Raw genomic sequence first — 14,549 nt, 5'->3', positions numbered from 1 at the left:
CACCCATGGGAATCGACTTCGAAGCGTTGAAGGGCAAGGCCGAAGAGGCCCTGCGCGAGCACAACGACAAGATCGAGGAAGGCCTCGACAAGGCCGCCGACTTCGCGAAGTCGAAGTTCGGGCACGAGGGCCAGATCGACACCGGTGTCGAGAAGGCGAAGGACTTCCTCAACAAGTTCGACGACACACCGGATCGGTAACCCTACTGGACCTCGCCGGTCGCGATCCCGTCCGTGAGGCCGGTGATCCGGCCGCCGCGTTCCCCGAGGGCGATCAGGCCTTGCCGCGCGTCCGGCGCGGCCAGGCTGATCCGGACGCCGGCGCGCTCGACGTCGAGGCTGGCGGCAAGCGCTTGCGCGCCTTCGTATCCCGCGTTGATCGTGGCCGCGAGCCCCCCGGTCGAGGCGAGCGAGCCGCGCGCGGCGCCGAGCCGGCCGAGTGCCTCGTCGACGATCGGCAGCAGCGCGTCCCGGTTGCCTTCGGTCATCGCGCGCACGAGCTGCGGGTTCGAGCCGGCGACGCGCGTGCCGTCGCGGTAGGACCCGGCGGCCAGCGACATCGCCAAGGGGCCGCCCTCGGCGCCGATCGTGGCCAGGATCGCCGCCAGCAGGTGCGGCAGGTGCGAGATCCGGGCGACGGCCTCGTCGTGCGACTCCGCCGGCAACGGCACGACGTGCGCCCCGATGTCCAGCACCAGCTTCGCCACTTCGGCCCAGGCTTCGAGGTCGGTGTCCTCTTCGACGGCGACCACCCAGGCGGCGCCCTGGAACAGCGAAGCCTCCCCGGCCAGCCAGCCGGAGTTCGACGTCCCGGCCATCGGGTGCCCGCCGACGTACCGCGTGTACGGCACCCGGCGGCGGACCGCGTCCAGTACCGGCGCTTTCACGCTGGTCACGTCGGTGAGCAGGCAGTGCGACGCGTGCTGGTTGACCAGCCGCAGCAGGTCTTCGACGGCGGGCAGCGGCACCGCGAGCACGACCATCGCGTCCTCGGCCGCGGCCCGGTGCAGGGCCGCTTCGACGTCGGTCGTGACGTCGTAGCCCGCTCTGCTCGCCGCGTCGGCGTCCACTTCGGATACCGCGGCGCCCCACGCCGTGCGGCCGCTGGCGGCCGCCGCGCGCAGCAGTGACCCGCCGATGAGCCCGAGCCCGATCACGCATACGTCTCGCACGGGGCCCATCCTGCCAGTGCCGGACCCTCTGCGGGCTACAGCGCGGCGGCGAGCCTCGTTCCCTGGTCGATCGCGCGTTTCGCGTCGAGTTCGGCGGCGACGTCGGCGCCGCCGATCAGGTGCACCGGCAGCCCGGCCGCCCGCAGTTCGTCGGCGAGGTCGCGCACCGGCTCCTGACCGGCGCAGACGACCACCGTGTCGACGTCGAGCACCCGCGGCTCGCCGTCGACGGTGATGTGCAGGCCGTCGTCGTCGATCCGCTCGTAGGTGACGCCGGTGAGCTGCTCGACGCGCTTGGCCTTGAGGGCGGCCCGGTGCACCCAGCCGGACGTCTTGCCGAGCCCGGCGCCGATGCCGGACTTTTTGCGCTGCAACAGGAACACCTGCCGCGGCGACGGCTCCGGCTGCGGCGTGCCGAGCCCGCCCGCCGCCTGTTCCGGGTCGGTGACACCCCATTCGGCCAGCCACGCGTCCAGGTTCAGCGCGGGCGACTCCGCGTGCGTGAGGAACTCGCTGACGTCGACGCCGATGCCGCCGGCCCCGATCACCGCGACCCGCGCGCCGACCGGCTTGCCGTGCTTGACGACGTCGACGTACGACCGCACCTTCGGGTGGTCGATCCCGGGCAGCGACGGCACGCGCGGCGTGACCCCGGTGGCCAGCACGACCTCGTCGAAGCCGATCAGCTCGGCCGCGGACACCCGCTGCCCGAGGTGCAGCTTCACCCCGGTCACCTCGAGCCGCCGCTGGTAGTAGCGGATGGTCTCGGCGAACTCCTCCTTGCCGGGGATCTTCCGCGCGATGCCGAACTGGCCGCCGAGCTCGTCGTCGGCTTCGAAGAGCTCGACGCTGTGCCCGCGTTCGGCCAGCGCGGTCGCCGCCGAAAGGCCCGCGGGCCCGGCGCCGACGACGGCGACGTGCTTCGACCGCCGCGTCGGCGAGAGCGTCAACGTCGTCTCGTGGCCGGCGCGTGGATTCACCATGCAGGACACGAGCTTGCGCTTGAAGGCGTGGTCCAGACAGGCCTGGTTGCACGCGATGCAGGTGTTGATCTCGTCTTCGCGGCCGCTCTCGGCCTTGCGGATCCACTCGGGGTCGGCGAGGAACGGCCGGGCCATCGACACGAGGTCGGCGTCGCCGCTGCTCAGCGCCTCTTCGGCCACCTGCGGCATGTTGATCCGGTTCGACGTGACGACCGGGATGGTCACGTGCGGCTTGAGCTTCCCGGTCACCCAGGTGAAGGCGGCGCGCGGCACCGACGTGACGATCGTCGGCACCCGGGCTTCGTGCCAGCCGATGCCGGTGTTGATGATCGTCGCGCCGGCCGCTTCGACTTCTTGAGCGAGCGCGACGACGTCTTCCCAGCGCTGGCCGCCGGGGACGAGGTCGAGCATGGAGAGCCGGTAGATGATGATGAAGTCGTCGCCGACCTTTTCCCGCGTGCGCTTGACGATTTCGACGGCGAACCGGCGGCGCTTCTCCGGCGTGCCGCCCCAGGCGTCGGTGCGCTTGTTGGTGCGCTCGGCCAGGAACTGGTTGATCAGGTAGCCCTCGGAGCCCATGATCTCGACGCCGTCGTAGCCCGCTTCGCGCGCGAGAGCGGCGCAGTCGGCGAAGGCGCGGATCTGCTGACGCACGCCGTGGCCGGTCAGCGCGCGCGGCCGGAACGGGTTGATCGGTGCCTTGATGCTCGAGGCCGACACGCTCAGCGGGTGGTAGGCGTACCGGCCGGCGTGCAGGACCTGCAGCGCGATCTTGCCGCCTGCCTCGTGCACGGGCGCGGTGAGCTGCCGGTGCTGTTTCGCTTCGGCGGCCGTCGTCAGCTTGGACGCGAGCGGCAGCAGCCAGCCGGTGCGGTTCGGCGCGAAGCCGCCGGTGACGATCAGCCCGACGCCGCCGCGGGCGCGTTCGGCGTAGTACTCGGCCAGCGCGGGGAAGTGCGCGGCCTTGTCTTCGAGGCCGGTGTGCATCGAGCCCATCAGGACGCGGTTGCGCAGCGTCGTGAAGCCGAGGTCCAGCGGCGAGAGCAGGTTCGGGTACGGGGTCATCGAGCGTCCTTCGGGTGGTGGAGGGGGACATCCATGGCTCGAAGGACTTCGTCGAACCACTCGACCTGGCCCTCTTCGACGCGGATGCCGCCGCGCAGGACCAGGTACTGGTGCAGGTGCCTGCCGTGCAGGCCGGCGGGCGCGGGGAAGTCGCGCTTCTCGATCTGGCGGTAGACGTCGAGGCGTTCCGCGTGCCGCGCGCGGTGCCGGACGATCTCCTCGGCCACCTTCGCCGGGTCGCCGAAGGTGGCGCCGCGGATCTTCACGGCCAGCTCGACCGGCCCGGCGGACGGGTCCGGCTCGGCCAGCCAGCGGACGAGCTCGGCGCGTCCGGTGTCGCTGACGGTGTAGACCTTCTTGTCCGGCCGTCCCGACTGCGCGACGACGTCGACGGCCACCCAGCCGGCCTCTTCCATCCGCTTCAGCACCCGGTAGATCTGCTGGTGGGTGGCGCTCCAGAAGAGCCCGATCGACTTCTCGAACCGGCGCGTCAGCTCGTAGCCCGAACCGGCGCGCTCGGACAGCGAGACGAGGATCGCGTGCTCCAGTGCCATGGTTGGAGGGTCCTATGCAACGAGTTGCAGTGCAACGAGGCGCGCATCACTTCACCCCCCTGGGTCAGGCAAAACGGGTCGACTTCGTGCGGGAAAAGACCAGGATGGGAGGAGTGCACCCGGTACTCGAACTGATCTCCGAACGGATGGCGGCGGGCAGTGTCCCGGGCGAACGCACCGACGGCAGGCGGCTCGCGCTCGCGATCGAGGGCGGCAGCAGCCGCGGCACCTACTCCAGCGGCATGGTCCTGGCGCTGGACGAACTCGGCGTGACACCGGCGTTCGACGCCGTCTACGGCTCGTCGGCCGGCGCGCTGAACGGCGCCTGGCTGCTCTGCGGCCGGTCCGCCACCGGTGTCCGGACCTGGTGGAACCCGGTCGTCATGCGCCGGATCATCAACCCGCTGCACACCCTGCGCGGCCGCGCGGTGATCGACCTCGAATACCTCGTCCACCAGGTCTACTCGGTGCTCGAACCGATGGACTTCCCGGCGATCCTGGCCAACCCGGTGACGTTCCACCCGCTGGCCACCGACGCCGACACCGGCGAGTCCACCGACCTGCACCCGTTCCTCGACGACGTCGACGCGATCAAGGTCGCGCTCGCCGCGTCCTCCTGCATGCCGGTGCTGGCCGGACCCCCGATCCCGATGGCGAACCGCCGGTTCGTCGACGCCGGGGTGGCCGAGCCGATCCCGTACCGCACCGCGCTCGCCCAGGGCGCGACCGACGTCCTGGTGCTGCGCACCCGCCGCGCCGACGAGCTGCCGGTGCCGCCGCCGCGGGCGTACGACGTCGTCGTGCCGAGGTTCCTGCGCCGCCAGGCGCCCGGGGCGATCCCGGCCTGGCAGGACACCTACCGGCGGGACGTCGAGGACGAGGAGACCTTGGCGGCCGACTCGCGCATGCTGAGCATCCGTCCACCGGCCGGCGCACCGGATGTGGCGGTGCTGGAGCGCGACCCGGAGGTGCTGCGCAAGGCCGTCGACCTGGGCAAAAGCGCCGTTATCGACGTGCTGGAAAGCCTGCGCGAAGCCTCTTAGGGCTTGCGCGCGACGCCGCCGATCACCCGCGACTCGGACGGCGAGGCGGCGAACACGGTGTGCGCGTCCGGGTGCCACGCCGGGGCGTAGACCAGCCCCGGCTCCAGCATCGGCCAGCCGCCGAAGAAGCGCTCGAACTCGGCCATCGTCCGCAGGAAGCCCGGGTTCGTCGTGGTCTCGTAGTACTCGAGCAGGTCGAGCAGCGCCTGCCGCTCGTCGTCGTTCACCGGGTTCTCGTTGGTCATCTGCGACAGCACCAGCAGCGAGCCGGGGGCGAGCCGGCTGCGGTAGTACTCGAGCAGCTGGTCCGGGTTCTGCTCGTCCTTGACGAAGTGCATGACCGCGTTGATCACCAGGGCGACCGGCTTGCGGACGTCGATGATGTCCGAGGCCTTCACCCGCTCCCAGAGGTCGTCCGGCTGCAGGAAGTCCGCGGCGATGGCGTGGTGGCGGTCCGGGTCGGCGGTGTCGGCGAGCAGCAGCGTCGAGTGGGCCAGCGCGATGGGCTCGTTGTCGATGTAGAGCACCCGCGTGTCCAGTTCGGGGCGGGCGTCGTCGGCGACCTCGTGCACGTTGCCCGCCGTCGGCAGGCCGGAGCCGACGTCGACGAACTGCCGGATGCCTTCGCGGACGCACTGCCGGACCGCGCGGCCGAGGAACTGACGGCTCGTCAGGCAGTAGTCGCCCATCAGCGGCAGCCGGGCGCGGACCTTCTCGGCGAAGTCCCGATCGATGGCGTAGTGCGTGTTCCCGCCGATGAAGTAGTCGTAGATCCGCGCGGCCGAGGGCCGGTCGAGACTGCTTTCGACGGCCTTGAGCGCGTCGTCGTGGTTGATCATGGCCACCCCTTCGTGACCCATGCTGCCACGGGGAGGATCACGCGGGGGACAACGCCTCCCGATAGGCGTTGACCGACTCCGTCAACCGGTCCAGTTCGGCGCGCATCCGGGCGAGCCCGGCTTCGTCCAGGTTCATCGCGGCGCCGATCACGTCGGGAATGCCGCGCGCCTTCTCGTGCAGCGCCTGGCCGGCGTCGGTCAGGCTGATGCGGACCGAGCGCTCGTCGTCGGCCTGCCGGTTCCGGGTCACCAGCCCCGCCGTCTGCAGCCGCTTGAGCAGCGGCGAGAGCGTGCCCGAATCGAGGTTCAGCTCGGCGCCGAGCTCCTTCACCAGGCGGTGGTCCCGCTCCCAGAGCGCCAGCATGACCAGGTACTGGGGGTAGGTCAGATCGAGGTCTTCCAGGACGACCCGGTACAGCGACGTCACCGCGCGCGACGCCGAGTACAGCCCGAAGCAGAGCTGGTCGTCCAGCCGCAGCGACGCCATGGCGTCCTCCTCTCTCGTAACAACCCATGGTCCCCGTGATCGAGCTGGGTGGCAACTTAAGTGCGCTGCATCTCATTGAGCATCATTTGGTTGTGCACAACTGAGTTGCGAGCTACCTTCGGGGCATCAGCTTCCACCCCGAGGAGGACGAGATGACCGCCAACCCGCACAACCTGGCCCTCGAACCGGCCGCGCAGGCCTTCGCGGAGGCCACCGACCAGCCGCCGTACCTGTTCCAGCTGCCGCCGGAGGAAGGTCGCAAGGCCGTCGACGGCGTCCAGGACGGCGAAGTCGCCATGGCCGACGCGTCGATCGAGGTCATCAAGGTGCCGGGCGGCCCGACCGGCGAGGTCGAGACCCGGATCGTGAAGCCGGCCGGCGTCGAAGGCCCGCTCCCGGTGATCCTCTACATCCACGGCGCCGGCTGGGTGTTCGGCGACTTCCACACCCACCAGCGGCTGGTGCGCGAGCTCGCCGCCGGTGCCGGCGCGGCCGTCGTCTTCCCCGAGTACGACCGCTCGCCGGAGGCGCGGTACCCGGTCGCCATCGAGCAGAGCTACGCCGTCGCGAAGTGGGTCGCCTCGAACGGTGCTTCGCAGGGGCTCGACACTTCGCGCATCGCGATCGCGGGCGACTCCGTCGGTGGCAACATGACCGCGGCGCTGACCATCCTGGCCAAGCAGCGCGGCGACGTCACCTTCAAGCAGCAGGTGCTCTTCTACCCGGTGACCGACGCCTCCTTCGACACCCCGTCGTACCACGAGTTCGCCGAGGGCTACTTCCTCGGCCGCGAAGGCATGAAGTGGTTCTGGGACCAGTACACGACGGATCCCGCGCAGCGCGCGGAAATCACCGCCTCGCCGCTGCGCGCGTCGCTCGACGAGCTGGCCGGGCTGCCGCCGGCCCTGGTGATCACCGGCGAGGCGGACGTGCTCCGCGACGAAGGTGAGGCGTACGCGGCGAAGCTGCGTCAGGCCGGGGTGCCCGTCACCGCCGTCCGGTACCAGGGGATCATCCACGACTTCGTGATGGTGAACGCGCTGCGCGAGACGCACGCCGCCGAGGCCGCGATCACCCAGGCCGTCACCGTGCTGTCGCGGGCACTGGCGAAGTAGTTGAGAAATCCCTGAGCCCGCCGCGCGTTGTGGATCTATGACGGACCTCACAGGTCCGCAACGTGCGGTGGGGCTCAAACGTGATATGTACGCGAGTCCTGCGATCCGGGCGCGCATTTCCGCCCGCCCGGAAGGACCGTTGCCGTGCACCTCAGCCGAATCCGGCTCGACTCGCCGATCACGATGACCATCGTGGTCGTGGTCGCGCTGCTGGCGATCATCGCCGTCCCGTTCTTCTGGGAGCGGTGGAAGCGGAAGCTGCTGTGGCGCTCGGTCACCATCCTGTGCGCGGTCGTCTCCATCGTCGTCACCACCGGCCTGGCCGGCAACATGATCGGCGGCTTCTTCCCCACGCTCGGCTCGCTGCTCGGCACCGGCGTCTACGCGGCCAACAGCATCGACGCCGAGACGAGCGAGAACGGCGAGAACCTCGAAGTCGTCCGGGAGGTGGGTGCCGCGCACGCCAAGGACGGCAAGGGAACCGTCGTCCACATGAAGGTGACCGGACGGCGCACCAACCTCACCCGCGACGTGACGGTGTACCTCCCGCCGCAGCACTTCGACCCGGCCTACAAGAGCCTGCGGTTCCCGGCGATCGAGTGGATCCCGAACTACCCGTCCGGGCCCGAGGTCGTCACCGACGGGTACAAGCTCCCGGACCAGCTCGACGCGGCGATCGCCAAGCGCGTGCTGCCCCCGGTCGTGGTGATCATGCCGGACCCCACGGGCGTCCCGAAGATCGGTCACGACACCGAGTGCGTCGACGAGGTCAACGGCACCGCGAACGACACGTACCTGACGGCGGACCTGCGGGAGTGGGCGCTGCAGAAGCTGCGCGTGGCCGCGGACCGGAAGGCCTGGACCTTCGCCGGCTGGTCGTCCGGCGGCTACTGCGCGATGAACCTGGTGACCCGCCACCCGCAGTGGTATGGCCAGGCGGTCAGCGTCAGCGGCTACGACCGCGCCCAGATGGACGCCGAGACGGAGAACCTCTACAAGGGCCGCCAGGACGTCGACGACGCCAACAACGTCGGCATCACGGTCCGCCTCCACCCGTCCCCGGTGGACATCCTGGCCATCTGGGGCGAGAACGAGAAGTTCGAGAGCGCGGCGGCCGAGCTGATCCGCGCCGGCGTCCGGTCCCCGGTCCGGTTTTCGGCGTGGAAGGTCCCGGACGCGGGCCACAACATGAACACCTTCAAGTCCCAGATCCCCGAGATCCTCACCTGGATCGGTGCGCACACGACCGCACCCGCCACGGCGGGCCGTCAGGTCGAGACCACCGGCGGGGTGCAGCCGTGGCCGCTGCCGCGCTCGGGCGCGGCCGGCGGGCTGGCCGACCTCGACCAGTAACCCCGCGCTCAGCGGAGCAGCGTCGCAACGATGTCCGTGACCCGCTTGGACCCGGTCGCGTAGTCGACCTTGGCGGGGTGCTCGCTCAGCACCGCCACGATGGAGTGACCGACCACGCCCGAGGTGTGCAGCATCCGCGTCGGCCGGCAGCACGACCACCCCTGCTTGACCGCCCACTGCTGCCCGGCGGCCGCGTCCGGGATGCCGAAGTACTGCCGGAAGCCGTCGGACCCGCGCTCGGTCGCGTCGCCCAGCGCGTTCAGGATCGTCGTGGACTTGTGCTCCAGCAGGTACTGGTAGATCTTCACGACGTCCGCGGCGGTGATGAGCGTGTCGCCCCAGCGGCCGGGATCCTCGGGCGGCCGGGTGCCGGTGAGGCCGAGCTTCACCACCCAGCGCCGGACGATCGCCGTCCCGCCGTAGGCCGTCCAGAAGCGGCTCGCCAGGTCGTCGTCGCTGCGGGACAGCATCCGCTGCACGTCCGCCGCGGGACCGCCCTGCTCGAGCACCGAAAGCGCGATCAGCAGCTTCACGAGCGAAGCCGAGGTGTACGCGCGGTCCGGGCGCACGGAGACGGTCGTCCTGCCGCTGTCCCGGTCGAAGACGACCGCGCTCACGGTGCCTTCGCGCATGATCTTGTCCAGCGCGGCGGCGGTCACCCGGCCCGGATCCGCCTTGGCCGCCGGCGTCGGTGTCGGTGTCGGTGTCGCGGACGTCGCCGGTGCCGCGGGCTGGGTCGTGGCCGGCGTCGGTGTCGGTGTCGTCACGACTTCGGTGACCGCGATCGGCTGGGGCGCCGCGGCGGTGCTGTCACCCGCGGTCACCACCACCGCGCCGATCGCCCCCAGGCACAGCCCCACCAGGAAGATGCCGCTCAGCTTGCGCATGCTCCGGATTGCCGGGAGGGCCGTGCGCTGTTCGCCGGAACGGGCCGGTTTGTGGGATAGCTCTCGAACGGGACCCGATCCGGGAACGCACCGGGGGCCTGCGGGCAAGCGCCGTCGTTTCGCTCACCGTGGTCACGGGGTACCCCAGCGCGGTGACGGTCGTCACCACCCGCTGGGAAGGACTGGAGTCATGGTTCACGCGAAAGGCGCACGCATCCGGGTCCGAGGCCTGCAGCCGGCGCAGGTGCTGGCCGGACTGGCCGGGATCGCGTTCCTCGTCGTCGGCATCATCGGATTCTCAAGGACCGGTTTCGGCAACTTCGCCGGGCATAACGACGCGGGGTTCTGGCGGTTTTCCGCCAACCCGATGATGAGCCTGGTCCGCGTCGTGACCGGCGTCGTCGGCCTGCTGCTCGCGTTCGGCTCGGGCCGCGCGCGGACGTTCGGCTGGCTGCTGTTCATCGGCTACGGCCTGCTGTTCGTGTGGGGCCTGATGATCGACGGCCTCATCTCGACCAACCCGTTCGCCAACGCCGGCAACCCGCTCGACCTCGAGCCCGCCGACACGTGGCTGCACCTCGGCGTCGCCGCGCTGGGTCTGCTGATCGCGGTCCTGCCGGCCCGCCGCACCATCCTGCTGCCCGAGGACGAAACGGCCGACGAGCCGGTGGTCGCCGAGCAGCGCACCGAGGTGATCGACCGGACCGGCCGCACCGACCGGATCGACCAGGTCGACGGGGACACCGCCGAACCGCGCCGCCGGTCGTTCCTGCGTCGTGACCACAAGGGGCGAGGCCCGGAGGTCACTCGCGAAGAGCGTCCGCCGGGCCTCGCCCACTAGGAGGTTCGGGGTGGTTCAGTAGGTGGTGCCACCGGAACCCGAGGAGTTGCTGGCACCGCTGTCGGCCGCAGGAGCCTGCTGCTGGCCGGCGGCGGTGTTCGGGTTGCTGCCGAGCTTGCAGCCGGCGGGCTCGATGACGAACCACGTGCCGTTCACGCCCTGGCCGTTCGCGTCACCCGGCTTGGTGTCCTTCGAGAAGGTGTAGACGGGCCAGCCGCCGACGGTCACCTGTTCCGTGCCGTCCTGGCGCTTGATGCTGCCGAGCAGCTTCGAGTCGATGCCCTGCAGTTCGACCTTGCCCTTGGAGAGCACCGGCGGCCAGGTCTTGGCGCAGTCGCCGTTGCAGGCGGAGGCCTTCTTCTTGGTGTCCTTCTGGAACAGGTAGAGCGTCATCCCGTTCTGGTCGACGATCGCGTCACCGAGGCCGTCGATCTTGCTGGCGCTGAGCTTGACACCACCGGCTTCGGAGCCGGCCGCGGCGGCCTGCCCGGCCTTCCCGCCCTTGGCGTTCGCCGCGTACCAGGCGCCACCGACGCCCTGGCCGGTCGCGTCGCCGGGCTTGGTGTCCTTGGCGTAGCGGTAGAGCGCCCACCCGCCGACGGTGATCTGCTCGGTCCCGTCGGAGCGGGTCACCTTGCCGACCAGGCTGTTGTCGACACCCTGGACTTGAACGTCCCCGGTCGCCAGCATGGGCGGCCAGGCCTTGGCGCAGTCACCGTCGCAGTTGGACTTCGGCGGCTTCGCGGTGTCCTTGTCGAACCGGTAGAGGGTCATGCCGTTCTGGTCGGTGAGCACCTGCCCGACGTTGGCCACGTCCGCGACGACCAGTTTGCTTTCGTTCGACGCCGGAGCGGCGTTGCCCACCTGGCCGTTGGCGGCCTGGCCGCCACCGGTGCCACCCGCCGCCGCAGGAGCGACAACCGGCTGAGCAGTCTCGGCACCCGAGCAAGCGGTGAGCACTGCCAGCCCGGCTGCCGCCGCGGCGACGGAGACGGCGATGCGCGTGCGAAGCATGGAAGTTCTCCTTGTGTCCGTTGGGGTTTCCCGGCCGCTCGGTGCGGCTGCTTGATACCCACTACACGGACCCCCGCCGGAGGCGGTTCAAAGAATTTTCGCGCGGGGCCGGTGGCCTGGTCTTGGGGGAGATCATCAGTCGCCGACCTTGGTCGCGGCGTTGGGTGCCGGGGCAGCTTCTACTGGGGCCGCGGCTCCGCCGGCGGCCGCAGCCCTCTGCCTGCAGTCGCAGCTCTGCCTGCGGCCGCCGCTAGTCGGAAGCGCCCAGCTCCGGTCCGTCGCCGGGAGCGCGGTCGTCCGGAATACGGCCGCCGAGGGCGCGGTCGACCAGGGCGCCCGCCGCGCCGGTGTAGGCGGCGGGGTCGAGCAGCTCGTCCAGCGCCGCCGCCGTCAGCACGCCGGTGATGGCCGGCAGCTCGTCCAAGACGTCCCGCAACGGCCGGCCTTCGCGCACCGCCCGCCGGGACGCCTCGCCCAGCAGCTCCTTGGCCGTCACCTTGCCGAGCAGCGGCGCGAGCACGGCGGAGAGCCGTTCGGAGACGATCAGCCCGTGCGTCGACGCCACGTTCGCCCGCATCCGCTCGGGCTCCGCGGTGAGCCCGCGCGCCAGCTCGGCGGCGGTGTGCGCGGCGCCGCCCGTCAGCCGCAGGCACTCGCGGACCAGCTGCCACTCGGCGTGCCAAACCCCGGCCGACCGTTCGTCCTCGGCGAGCATCGACTGCGTGACCCCCGCGGCCAGCACCGGCACCTGCAGCGCAGCCGACCGGATCAGCGTCGCGAGCACCGGGTTCCGCTTGTGTGGCATCGCCGAGGAGCCACCCCGGCCGTCGGCGGCAGGCTCGGCCACCTCGCCCAGCTCGGTCCGGCTGAGCGTCTCGACGTCGACGGCCAGCTTCCCCAGCGCCCCGGCGGCGAACGCGAGCGCGCCGACGAGGTCCGCGACCGGCGTCCGCAGCGTGTGCCACGGAAGCACCGGAGCGGCCAGCCCGGCCTCCTCGGCGAACGCGGCGGTCAGCCGTGCCGCGTAGTCGCCGACGCCGGCGTCACGAGCCGTCGCCGAGGTGCCGAGGTCCGCGGCCGGTGTGGTGTCGTCGCCCCCGCCCCCGCCCCCGCCCCCGCCCCCGCCCCCGCTCGCCTCGTCGGCGAGGCGCGCGTACTCGATGTACGCCGCCAGCGTCCCGGCCGCGCCGCCCAGGGAGACCGGCAGCCCGCCGTCGAGCACGCGCCGGATGCGGACGGCCGCGTCCAGCACCAGCTGCCGCCAGCCCGCGGCCTTCAGCCCGAACGTCGTCGGCACCGCGTGGGCCGTCAGCGTCCGGCCGGCCATGGTCGTGTCCCGGTGCGCGCGGGCCAGCCCGGCCAGCGCCTCGGCCGTCGCGTCGAGCTCGGCGGCCAGCGGCCGCAGCGTCCGGTCCGCGACCAGCATCATCGCCGTGTCGAAGATGTCCTGGCTGGTCGAGCCGCGGTGCACGTACTCGGCGGCACTGGGCGCGAGTTCGCCGACGGCCGACGTCAGCGCCTTCACCAGGCCGACGACGGGGTTCGCGGTCGCCCGCGCCCCACGCGCCAGCTCGGCGACGTCGATCCGTGCCGCGCCGGCGGCCTCCGTGATCGCGTCCGCGGCCTCCGGCGGCACCGTTCCGAGCCGCGCCTGCGCCCGCGCGAGCGCCGCCTCGGCGTCGAGCATCGCGCGCAACCAGGCCTCGTCTCCGGTCGACGCTTCGGCCGGCGTGCCGGCCCGCACCGGGGACAGGAGTCCGGAATCGGGGTCGACGGTCATGGCGTCAGCATCGCACGCGGCCGACCTCGGCGGCGGCCGCCCGACCGGCTCTGGCACGCTCATCCGCCATGACCAGCGCCCCGTCCGCCGAGGACACCGCCGGCTCCGAATCCCGGGGAATCGCCGCCGAGCGGCTGACCTTCTTCTCGGACGCCGTCGTCGCCATCGCGATCACGCTGCTCGCGCTCGAGCTGCCGCCGCCGGAGGGCGCCACCAACGCCGAACTGCTGCGGTCACTCGGTCATCACCAGTCCGAATACGTCTCCTTCCTGATCAGCTTCGTCGTCATCGGCGGCCACTGGCGTGCCCACCACCGCCTCTTCAACTACGTCACCACGCTCGGCGGCGGGCTGGCCCGCCTCACCTTCGGCTGGCTCTTGACGCAGGTGATCATGCCCTTCGCCACGAGGGTGCTCGCCGAAGACGGAGTGTTCGAGTTCCGCTTCGTCTTCTACGCTCTCGTGCAGGTCGTCGCGCTGACGCTGTTCCTCCTCATGGCCTGGCAGATCCAGCGGAACCACCTGTACCGCGCGGACACCCCGCCGGAGCTCTTCGGCGCGGTCTACCGCGGGGTCGGCGCGATGGCCGCCGCCTTCGCCGTCTCGATCCCGGTCGCCTTCTTCACGCACTGGGCCTACGCGTGCTGGATCGTCGTGCCGATCGTGGCCAACCTCCTCTTCCGCTTCCGCCGCCGGACGGCCGCCGCCTGAGCCGTCACTCGCCGGTCGCGCCGTCGATCCGCTCGCGGATCAGGTCGGCCTGGCCGATGTGCCGTGCGTATTCGCCGATCATCCGCAGCATCACCCAGCGCAGGGTGAACGGTTCGCCGGTGCTGCGCCGGGTGCCGGTCTGGTCCAGCGAGCTGCCCGCGACGATCTCGCGAGAGCGCGCACATTCGCTGTGCCACAACGAGAACGCTTCGGCGACGTCGCCGCCCAGATCCGTGAAGTCCTGCTCCGGGTCGTCGTCGGAGTAGTAGAGGTTCGGGACGTCCTCGCCGGCGAACTGCATCCGGAACCACCAGCGTTCGCAACCGGTGAGGTGCCGCAGCAGCCCGTGCAGGGTCAATGTGGACGGTGGTACCGAGCGTTCGGACAGCTGTGCGTCGTCCAGGCCGGCGCACTTCAGCTCGAAGGTGCGCCGGTAGTAGTCGAGGCTCTCGCTGAGCGCCTGCCGCTCGTCCGCGACCGGCGCCGGGTCGGTTCTGGGGCCGGTCAGGCGGGTCGGAGCCGCCACCGGAGTGGTGTGTTCGGTCATGCGCGGAGCGTCTCACAGGGGTCCGACAGTTTCGGATCACCGGTGCGGTCGGTGACCGGGCAACCGTGGCAAAAGCCCAGTTCAAGCACGGTTTCGAGAACCCGGTAACGAATCTCGGGGTGCGGCGATCTGATCTTCGTCACCCCCGCTGCGCAGGCCG

Annotated in this window: 15 protein-coding genes; 6 read left to right on the top strand and 9 right to left on the bottom strand. The window is 71.1% G+C overall.

The window, feature by feature from the left end:
- Positions 1–5: 5 nt before the first annotated feature.
- Positions 6–200, top strand: a complete 195-nt coding sequence (locus ACWEGE_RS25650; RefSeq protein ID WP_449662986.1) for an antitoxin — start codon at positions 6–8, stop codon at positions 198–200.
- A gap of 2 nt (positions 201–202) precedes the next feature.
- Here the strand turns inward: ACWEGE_RS25650 and ACWEGE_RS25645 are convergent, their stop codons facing one another.
- Genes ACWEGE_RS25645 through ACWEGE_RS25635 form a run of 3 tightly spaced genes read right to left on the bottom strand, consistent with a single transcriptional unit; the run spans position 203 to position 3,773 of the window.
- A complete protein-coding gene (locus tag ACWEGE_RS25645; protein ID WP_449663102.1) occupies positions 203–1,156 on the bottom strand; it encodes a prephenate dehydrogenase in 954 nt (317 codons plus the stop codon).
- 50 nt (positions 1,157–1,206) lie between these two features.
- The gene (locus ACWEGE_RS25640; RefSeq protein WP_449662985.1) at positions 1,207–3,219 is read right to left on the bottom strand and encodes an FAD-dependent oxidoreductase; all 2,013 of its coding nucleotides are present in this window, start codon (positions 3,217–3,219) and stop codon (positions 1,207–1,209) included.
- Positions 3,216–3,773 carry a PadR family transcriptional regulator gene (locus tag ACWEGE_RS25635; RefSeq protein WP_449662984.1) on the bottom strand — a complete coding sequence of 186 codons (558 nt, stop codon included), beginning with the start codon at positions 3,771–3,773 and terminating at the stop codon, positions 3,216–3,218. Before ACWEGE_RS25635 ends, ACWEGE_RS25640 begins: the two co-directional genes overlap by 4 nt.
- Before the next feature lie 104 nt (positions 3,774–3,877).
- On the opposite strand from ACWEGE_RS25635, the gene ACWEGE_RS25630 reads away from it, so the two are divergent.
- The gene (locus ACWEGE_RS25630) at positions 3,878–4,816 is read left to right on the top strand and encodes a patatin-like phospholipase family protein (RefSeq protein WP_449662983.1); all 939 of its coding nucleotides are present in this window, start codon (positions 3,878–3,880) and stop codon (positions 4,814–4,816) included.
- Here the strand turns inward: ACWEGE_RS25630 and ACWEGE_RS25625 are convergent.
- Together ACWEGE_RS25625 and ACWEGE_RS25620 are read right to left on the bottom strand one after the other, a co-directional pair.
- Positions 4,813–5,655: an SAM-dependent methyltransferase gene (locus ACWEGE_RS25625; RefSeq protein ID WP_449662982.1), complete on the bottom strand. Its 843-nt coding sequence runs from the start codon at positions 5,653–5,655 to the stop codon at positions 4,813–4,815. The genes ACWEGE_RS25630 and ACWEGE_RS25625 overlap by 4 nt on opposite strands.
- Positions 5,656–5,692: 37 nt before the next feature.
- On the bottom strand, positions 5,693–6,142 hold the full coding sequence (locus tag ACWEGE_RS25620) for a MarR family winged helix-turn-helix transcriptional regulator (RefSeq protein WP_449662981.1): 450 nt from the start codon (positions 6,140–6,142) through the stop codon (positions 5,693–5,695).
- Between the two features lie 152 nt (positions 6,143–6,294).
- Between ACWEGE_RS25620 and ACWEGE_RS25615 the strand changes: the two genes are divergently transcribed.
- Together ACWEGE_RS25615 and ACWEGE_RS25610 are read left to right on the top strand one after the other, a co-directional pair.
- Positions 6,295–7,257: an alpha/beta hydrolase gene (locus tag ACWEGE_RS25615; RefSeq protein WP_449662980.1), complete on the top strand. Its 963-nt coding sequence runs from the start codon at positions 6,295–6,297 to the stop codon at positions 7,255–7,257.
- A 144-nt stretch (positions 7,258–7,401) separates the two neighbouring features.
- Positions 7,402–8,610 carry an alpha/beta hydrolase gene (locus tag ACWEGE_RS25610; RefSeq protein WP_449662979.1) on the top strand — a complete coding sequence of 403 codons (1,209 nt, stop codon included), beginning with the start codon at positions 7,402–7,404 and terminating at the stop codon, positions 8,608–8,610.
- A gap of 8 nt (positions 8,611–8,618) precedes the next feature.
- Here the strand turns inward: ACWEGE_RS25610 and ACWEGE_RS25605 are convergent, their stop codons facing one another.
- The gene (locus ACWEGE_RS25605; protein WP_449662978.1) at positions 8,619–9,497 is read right to left on the bottom strand and encodes a hypothetical protein; all 879 of its coding nucleotides are present in this window, start codon (positions 9,495–9,497) and stop codon (positions 8,619–8,621) included.
- A gap of 190 nt (positions 9,498–9,687) precedes the next feature.
- Between ACWEGE_RS25605 and ACWEGE_RS25600 the strand changes: the two genes are divergently transcribed.
- Positions 9,688–10,338, top strand: coding sequence for a DUF4383 domain-containing protein (locus ACWEGE_RS25600; protein ID WP_449662977.1), 651 nt, complete (start codon positions 9,688–9,690; stop codon positions 10,336–10,338).
- Between the two features lie 15 nt (positions 10,339–10,353).
- Here ACWEGE_RS25600 and ACWEGE_RS25595 read toward each other — a convergent pair whose 3' ends face one another.
- The gene (locus ACWEGE_RS25595) at positions 10,354–11,352 is read right to left on the bottom strand and encodes an SCO0930 family lipoprotein (protein ID WP_449662976.1); all 999 of its coding nucleotides are present in this window, start codon (positions 11,350–11,352) and stop codon (positions 10,354–10,356) included.
- A 250-nt stretch (positions 11,353–11,602) separates the two neighbouring features.
- Complete coding sequence (locus ACWEGE_RS25590; protein WP_449662975.1) at positions 11,603–13,132, bottom strand: class-II fumarase/aspartase family protein; 1,530 nt, start codon at positions 13,130–13,132, stop codon at positions 11,603–11,605.
- A gap of 68 nt (positions 13,133–13,200) precedes the next feature.
- Here ACWEGE_RS25590 and ACWEGE_RS25585 point away from each other — a divergent pair, with 68 nt between their 5' ends.
- The gene (locus ACWEGE_RS25585; protein WP_449662974.1) at positions 13,201–13,842 is read left to right on the top strand and encodes a TMEM175 family protein; all 642 of its coding nucleotides are present in this window, start codon (positions 13,201–13,203) and stop codon (positions 13,840–13,842) included.
- Between the two features lie 4 nt (positions 13,843–13,846).
- On the opposite strand, the gene ACWEGE_RS25580 is transcribed toward ACWEGE_RS25585, so the two are convergent.
- Positions 13,847–14,389 carry a DinB family protein gene (locus ACWEGE_RS25580; RefSeq protein ID WP_449662973.1) on the bottom strand — a complete coding sequence of 181 codons (543 nt, stop codon included), beginning with the start codon at positions 14,387–14,389 and terminating at the stop codon, positions 13,847–13,849.
- Positions 14,390–14,549 lie beyond the last annotated feature (160 nt).

Source organism: Amycolatopsis sp. NPDC004747, from assembly GCF_053601335.1.
The sequence above is the reverse complement of the archived record's forward strand: the minus strand, read 5'-3'. Positions and strand labels throughout refer to the sequence as shown.

What these genes read in the sequence shown, in the direction of transcription:
- ACWEGE_RS25650 (WP_449662986.1), top strand. Translation starts at nt 6, where the DNA reads ATGGGAATCGACTTCGAAGCGTTGAAGGGCAAGGCCGAAGAGGCCCTG.
- ACWEGE_RS25640 (WP_449662985.1), bottom strand. Translation starts at nt 3,219, where the DNA reads ATGACCCCGTACCCGAACCTGCTCTCGCCGCTGGACCTCGGCTTCACG.
- ACWEGE_RS25635 (WP_449662984.1), bottom strand. Translation starts at nt 3,773, where the DNA reads ATGGCACTGGAGCACGCGATCCTCGTCTCGCTGTCCGAGCGCGCCGGT.
- ACWEGE_RS25630 (WP_449662983.1), top strand. Translation starts at nt 3,878, where the DNA reads ATGGGAGGAGTGCACCCGGTACTCGAACTGATCTCCGAACGGATGGCG.
- ACWEGE_RS25625 (WP_449662982.1), bottom strand. Translation starts at nt 5,655, where the DNA reads ATGATCAACCACGACGACGCGCTCAAGGCCGTCGAAAGCAGTCTCGAC.
- ACWEGE_RS25620 (WP_449662981.1), bottom strand. Translation starts at nt 6,142, where the DNA reads ATGGCGTCGCTGCGGCTGGACGACCAGCTCTGCTTCGGGCTGTACTCG.
- ACWEGE_RS25615 (WP_449662980.1), top strand. Translation starts at nt 6,295, where the DNA reads ATGACCGCCAACCCGCACAACCTGGCCCTCGAACCGGCCGCGCAGGCC.
- ACWEGE_RS25605 (WP_449662978.1), bottom strand. Translation starts at nt 9,497, where the DNA reads ATGCGCAAGCTGAGCGGCATCTTCCTGGTGGGGCTGTGCCTGGGGGCG.
- ACWEGE_RS25600 (WP_449662977.1), top strand. Translation starts at nt 9,688, where the DNA reads ATGGTTCACGCGAAAGGCGCACGCATCCGGGTCCGAGGCCTGCAGCCG.
- ACWEGE_RS25595 (WP_449662976.1), bottom strand. Translation starts at nt 11,352, where the DNA reads ATGCTTCGCACGCGCATCGCCGTCTCCGTCGCCGCGGCGGCAGCCGGG.
- ACWEGE_RS25590 (WP_449662975.1), bottom strand. Translation starts at nt 13,132, where the DNA reads ATGACCGTCGACCCCGATTCCGGACTCCTGTCCCCGGTGCGGGCCGGC.
- ACWEGE_RS25585 (WP_449662974.1), top strand. Translation starts at nt 13,201, where the DNA reads ATGACCAGCGCCCCGTCCGCCGAGGACACCGCCGGCTCCGAATCCCGG.
- ACWEGE_RS25580 (WP_449662973.1), bottom strand. Translation starts at nt 14,389, where the DNA reads ATGACCGAACACACCACTCCGGTGGCGGCTCCGACCCGCCTGACCGGC.